The sequence below is a fragment of the Halanaerobium sp. genome, from assembly GCF_003070835.1.
On the sequence record NZ_QBLR01000458.1, the window covers coordinates 1 to 1,943 of the forward strand.

The 1,943-nt window shown below is 36.3% G+C and carries 2 protein-coding genes; one reads left to right on the plus strand and one right to left on the minus strand.

The genetic code is table 11. The features are described 5' to 3' along the window. Positions 1–298 (plus strand): M48 family metalloprotease (locus tag CI949_RS20410; protein WP_290769870.1); only part of this gene is annotated, 298 nt, incomplete at its 5' end. A gap of 150 nt (positions 299–448) precedes the next feature. Here CI949_RS20410 and CI949_RS20415 read toward each other — a convergent pair. Then, a partial coding sequence (locus CI949_RS20415; RefSeq protein WP_365942063.1) for a TrkH family potassium uptake protein occupies positions 449–1,943 on the minus strand: 1,495 nt, incomplete at its 5' end.

The following is a 1,943-nucleotide window of genomic DNA, read 5'->3' on the forward strand; positions in this document are numbered from 1 at the left end:
GCTGGTTGCTATTATCTTTGCTCCGCTGGCAGCTATTTTAATTAAAATGGCGATATCCAGATCAAGAGAGTATATTGCTGATGAAACAGGTGGGAAAATTTCTGGGAATCCAGAAGGTCTGGCCAGTGCTTTAGAAAAAATGGAACGCTACAGTCAGGGAGGCCAGCCAATGCAGGTTAATGAAGCTGCAGCCCATATGTTTATTTTAAATCCTCTCTCTCGAGAAGGAATGGCTAAATTATTCAGTTCCCATCCACCTACAGCAGAAAGAATAAAAAGACTGCGCCAGGTCAAATAAAACAGTAAATTATTTTAGCCCAAAATAGTTAAAGCCATAAATCTTCTGCAAAAACAGAAAATTTATGGCTTTCTTTTTATCAAATTATTCATACCAGTGGTTAACATCATAGCGGCCTCTGAAAAAACAACCTGCATTTAGTGCAATTTTTTAAGATTTCCAGGCTTTAGGATTTAGAAGAATAATTAGAGGTATTATTTCTAACCTGCCGGCAATCATTCCCACTATATGTACTATCTTAACAATTGGAGATAAGGCTGCCAGCTTGTCTACAGAAATAAAGGAAGGGCCAATATTGCCAACTGCTGAAAACATAGTTGAATAAGCTTCCCAGCTGCTTAAATCAGAAAATAAGGCGGTTATAATTCCACCGGCTGCAATTAAAAAGAGCCAGAATGAAAATAAGCCAGTCAATTTAAAGATCTCATCTTTGTCCAGAATCTGCTTATCTATTGTTACCGGCAGCACTGCATGAGTTGGGTAATAAATCTTTTTGATATCTCTCTTAAAGAGTCTTCCTAAAATTTTAACCCTCATTACTTTAATTCCACCAGAGGTCGAACCAACACTACCTCCAATCAGCATTAAAAGCAGAAAAAACATTTTAGCTGCAGCAGGAAAAAAGCTGGAATTTATATTTTCAGTACTGAAACCGGTTGTTGTTAATAAAGCTGTAATCTGAAAAAGACTTTTCCTAAAAATTTCTTCAGCAGAGCTGTCAGCTGTCTTTAAAATAATTACTGCAGCTGAAATTATGACTGCAGAATAAATTATTATTTTAGAATAAGTTCTAAATTCACCGTTATTGATTACTCCTTTATAATCTCCAGTAAAAAGGCGATAATGGAGCAGAAAATTGACTCCACCTAAAAACATAAAAAAGATTATTACATATTCGATTAAAATATAGTTTTCAAAACCACTGGCAGCAAAATAACCAATGCTCTGATCATAGTGCGAAAAACCACCAGTAGAAATAGTAGTGAAACTGTGGGTTAAAGCATCAAAGAAGCTCAGTCCGAGCAGTTTTAAGATAACTGTCTGTGCCAGAATAAATAAAATATAAATGCCCCAGAGAATTTTAACTGTTCTAAATATATTAGGCACTGGTCTGGAAACATTAAATTTGTGTCCTTCAGCGCTAAAAAACTGCCAGGTCTCACCTCCTGCCCGACTGGCAATCAGCAGGAAAAAAGTTAAAATTCCAAGTCCACCAAGGAACTGCATCAAACTGCGCCAGAAAATAATAGACTTCGGCAGCAGATTGAGACCACTAAAAACTGTAAGCCCAGCAGAAGTAAAACCGGCAGTTGACTCAAATAGGGCATCGATAAATGTTTTTTCAATTCCAATTATAAAAGGCAGGGAACCAAATAGAGAGACAACAATCCAGCTAAAAGCACAGAGCAGCATTGCAGTAGTCAGATTAATTTCAATCTTATTTTTCTGAGTCAGGGCTCTTAGCAGAAAGGCAGCAAGCAGCGTAAATAAAATTGCAAAGTAATATGCCCGGTATAATTGATTTCCTTCATTATATAATAGAGAGATGATTAAAGGAATAATCAACATCGGCACCAGTAAAAATAAGAGGTGGCTTAGATAATATGTAATTGTATTTAAGCGGCTTGATTTAAGCAATGACTTT